At 73.6% G+C, this 3,726-nt stretch carries 3 protein-coding genes and 1 CRISPR repeat array; of the genes, 2 read left to right on the top strand and 1 reads right to left on the bottom strand.

Going from position 1 to position 3,726, the window contains the following annotated elements:
• On the bottom strand, positions 1-225 hold a 225-nt coding region (locus tag ACFVIU_RS39025; RefSeq protein WP_385848522.1), incomplete at its 3' end, for a hypothetical protein.
• An 81-nt stretch (positions 226-306) separates the two neighbouring features.
• A CRISPR array of direct repeats spans positions 307-1,432; the repeat unit is 28 nt; unit sequence GAGCAACCCCCGCGGGCGCGGGGACGAC.
• Positions 1,433-2,125: 693 nt separating this feature from the next.
• Between ACFVIU_RS39025 and ACFVIU_RS39020 the strand changes: the two genes are divergently transcribed.
• Positions 2,126-2,383 carry a hypothetical protein gene (locus ACFVIU_RS39020; RefSeq protein ID WP_385848521.1) on the top strand — a complete coding sequence of 86 codons (258 nt, stop codon included), beginning with the start codon at positions 2,126-2,128 and terminating at the stop codon, positions 2,381-2,383.
• Positions 2,380-2,751 carry a fic family toxin-antitoxin system, toxin component gene (locus tag ACFVIU_RS39015; RefSeq protein WP_385848519.1) on the top strand — a complete coding sequence of 124 codons (372 nt, stop codon included), beginning with the start codon at positions 2,380-2,382 and terminating at the stop codon, positions 2,749-2,751. The genes ACFVIU_RS39020 and ACFVIU_RS39015 overlap by 4 nt, the downstream gene beginning before the upstream one ends.
• Positions 2,752-3,726: the final 975 nt, after the last annotated feature.

The raw sequence follows: 3,726 nt of genomic DNA, 5'->3' as shown, positions 1-3,726 counted from the left end.
CCGGCTGCCCGAACTCGCCGCCCGCTCGCTGGACGGCGACACGGCCGGGGCGGTGATCGCATGAGCACCGAGCTGAGCGGGGTCGACATGACTGCTCGCCGCGAGGACCGGCAGGAAGACCGCCGTGCGCAGCGCCGAAAGGTCGCGGCCGACGTGTAGGCCGCGCTGCCGCACGCCGCCGAGGACGAGCGCCGGGCGGCCATCGCCCAGCAGCTCCACCAGCACGTGACGGCCAGAGCATGGGCCCGCGTTGGCCGAGCGGGAGCAGGTCCGCGCCCGGCAGGCGGCGGCGAAGGCCCGCGCCGAAGCCGCGGCTGGCGGGCGCGGGGACGACACGGCTACTCGTGGATGCAGGCGGTCCACTGAGGAGCAACCCCCGCGGGCGCGGGGACGACGCCGGCGCGGCCCGGGTCCCGGCCGCGGTCCCGGAGCAACCCCCGCGGGCGCGGGGACGACAATCGAGGCAGCTCCAGCTCGTGTATCTAGAAGGAGCAACCCCCGCGGGCGCGGGGACGACCAAGGTCAGGGTGAGCTGATGGCCAAGGGGACGGAGCAACCCCCGCGGGCGCGGGGACGACACCGTCGGTCACATCAAGGACGGCCTGGACTGGGAGCAACCCCCGCGGGCGCGGGGACGACCCCGCTTCATGAGGAATGACAGGCGTGCCCCGAGAGCAACCCCCGCGGGCGCGGGGACGACAAGGTGCTGCGCTGCCTGATCGCGGCGGTCGGGGAGCAACCCCCGCGGGCGCGGGGACGACAGCAGCAGATGGCCCGTGGCGGCGGCCGTGCCGGAGCAACCCCCGCGGGCGCGGGGACGACGGCCTGTCCGGCGATGACATCATCACCGTCACCGAGCAACCCCCGCGGGCGCGGGGACGACCGGCCACTCCGGCCTGGGACGGCTCACGTTCAGGAGCAACCCCCGCGGGCGCGGGGACGACGTCGACCAAGCGGAGGATGGCGCACGCTCGCCGGAGCAACCCCCGCGGGCGCGGGGACGACGTCAAGGAGGCGCGTCTGCCCTCCCCGTACGGGGAGCAACCCCCGCGGGCGCGGGGACGACAGGTCGCCGCCCGGCTGAACGCCGGCCCGATGCGAGCAACCCCCGCGGGCGCGGGGACGACGCCGCCGCTCACGGGGGGGGGGGGGTGTCGGTCGAGCAACCCCCGCGGGCGCGGGGACGACCGCCGCGCCGGCCCCGGACACGTCTCTGTCGGAGAGCAACCCCCGCGGGCGCGGGGACGACGCACGTGCCGGAAACGGACCGGGCCACCCGCACGAGCAACCCCCGCGGGCGCGGGGACGACGCGGCCGCCAGGAGGGGGGGTTCAGAGGGGAGGGAGCAACCCCCGCGGGCGCGGGGACGACCCGGCGTGGACGTACAGGGCAGGCGCATCCCGGGAGCAACCCCCGCGGGCGCGGGGACGACACTTGTTGAGCTGGGGTGAAGCTACCAAGAACTGGGTTTTTCATTCACCTGGGTTCCACTCTGATTTCTCACATCGGTGATCGACGACCTGCCAGGTGGTGTTCCGCCCAGCGGGAGGTGTGAGGAGCTTCCCCGGCAGGTGGCAGACCACGCCCTTCGGGCTCATCCCCGCACCCGCGGGGGTACTGGCTCATCCCGCAGGGCAGGGTCACCGTGATGTCGCTGGCGCGGCTGGCCAAGAGCGGGCGGAGCGCGAGCGCCAGGCTCCGGTGGCCCTGCCGTGCGAGGGCTGTGGGCAGGACCGTCGGCTGGCGCTGGCCTGTACTGCGCCACCTACCTGCACGCCAGGACCCGGCCAGCCAAGGGGCCGACCCAGTGGGCACCGCGTCGGAGCCCGCCTACCGGCTCCACACCGTGGAGCAGCACTTGCCGGAGCACGGGCGCACCGCGCTGGCGATGCTGGGCCGGATCGAGGAGGTTGAAGTCGAGGCCCCCGGGCGTAGGCCAGGGAGCAGAAGCGCCGCTGGCACAAACACAACTCGAACAGCGTGGATGCCGTCGCGGCGGCGAGGGCCGCCGACGCGGCCCGCGGCCCGGCAGTGCACGGCCGAGTACCTGCTCGCGGTACGGCTGCGATATGGGAGCAGTGCTCGACTCCGTAGACTGCCTGCTACCACCTTGCTACCATGCCGTGTGACCTCAATCAAGAAGCAGACGCAGGTCAGGCTCGAGGAGGACGTGCTGGCCGCCGGCAAAGCCGCCGCACGCGCGCGCCGACTGGATTTCAACAAGTACGTCGAGCGGCTCATCATCGAGGACACCACCGGTGCCCGCGCCGCCGGCATGACAGCCGCCCAGCGGCTCATCGACGAGCACAGTGCCTTCCTGGACGATCTGGAACAACAGCTCGACGCCCCCTATGACCAGCCCCACCCGGGCGCCGCCGCATGATCCTGCACGTCGACGAATCCTGGATCCTGGAAGTGGCAGAACGGGCCGGACACCACGACCCGGCACCCGACGACTACGGCGTACCCATCGCCGCCATCGCCCGCCACCGCGGCGAACTCCTCGACCACCCCGTCTACGACGGCCCCTACGCCCGCGCAGCCGCCCTGGTCCACACCTTGGGCCGCTGCCGCTGGCTCGAGCGCTCCAACCTCACCGTCGCCTGCGCCGTCGCCGTCATGTACCTCGAAGCCAGCAACATCCCCGTCAACCCCACACGCGAGCAGCTCACCGCACTCGCCCACGAACTGAACAACCCGCGCTCCACCAGCACCCACATCGCCTCCCTGCTACGCACCTGGAAACCCTGACCTCGAGCAGCGCCGGCACGGGACCCCGGCCCGGCGCAGGCCGACGGGCATCGGTGCCGCCTCGCCGGTCACCGAACAACCCAGAAGCTCCAGCGACCAGGCACCTCCTTGTGCTTTGCGATCAGCTTCGGGCGCGGGGACGACGCCACGGACACCTCGGTCGGGGGGTGGGAGTTCGAGCAACCCCCGCGGGCGCGGGGACGACGCGCCGTTGAGACGGTCGTCCATCGGCGTGAGCGAGCAACCCCCGCGGGCGCGGGGACGACGGCAGGCTGGTGAGGGCAACGGTCGCGTTGGGCGAGCAACCCCCGCGGGCGCGGGGACGACTTCACAGGGATCTTCGGAACGACGACGGTCGGCGAGCAACCCCCGGGGGCGCGGGGACGACGGCCGGGGCGGAGAACACCGGGGATGGCGGGAGGAGCAACCCCCGCGGACGCGGGGACGACGGCACCCTCGTTGAAGCCGCCGCGCGTTGGGGGGGGAGCAACCCCCGCGGACGCGGGGACGACCTGCCGTTGCTCATGACGAACGCCGAGTCGGAGGAGCAACCCCGCGGACGCGGGGACGACCCCACGTAGCCCTGAGAGTTAACGCCGTCCTGGGAGCAACCCCCGCGGACGCGGGGACGACGTGGTCGACGAGCTCGCCCTCGGCTGTGGCGGGGAGCAACCCCCGCGGCCGCGGGGACGACATGAATCGGGTAGTGGAATCGGTCAAGGCGGGAGAGCAACCCCCGCGGACGCGGGGACGACTCCTCGAAGGTCAGGCCGGTGGCCTGGGAGATGGAGCAACCCCCGCGGGCGCGGGGACGACGCAACAACGGTGAGGGTGCCTGGGCGCAGCACGGAGCAACCCCCGCGGACGCGGGGACGACCCCGCGTAGATGCCGTGCCGGCCCGTCGCGGGCGCGCCACCCCCGCGGACGCGGGGACGACGTCGCGGCCCCCCGCCCGCTGAACGGCGCCCGCGGGC

The sequence above is a fragment of the Streptomyces sp. NPDC127190 genome (assembly GCF_042672505.1).
Lineage (GTDB): Bacteria > Actinomycetota > Actinomycetes > Streptomycetales > Streptomycetaceae > Streptomyces.
Note: the sequence above shows the minus strand (reverse complement) of the source record. Positions and strands in the feature narration are given on the sequence as shown.

Bases quoted from the DNA above. Each gene is read 5' to 3' on its own strand.
- ACFVIU_RS39015 (WP_385848519.1), top strand. From the start codon at position 2,380: ATGATCCTGCACGTCGACGAATCCTGGATCCTGGAAGTGGCAGAACGG.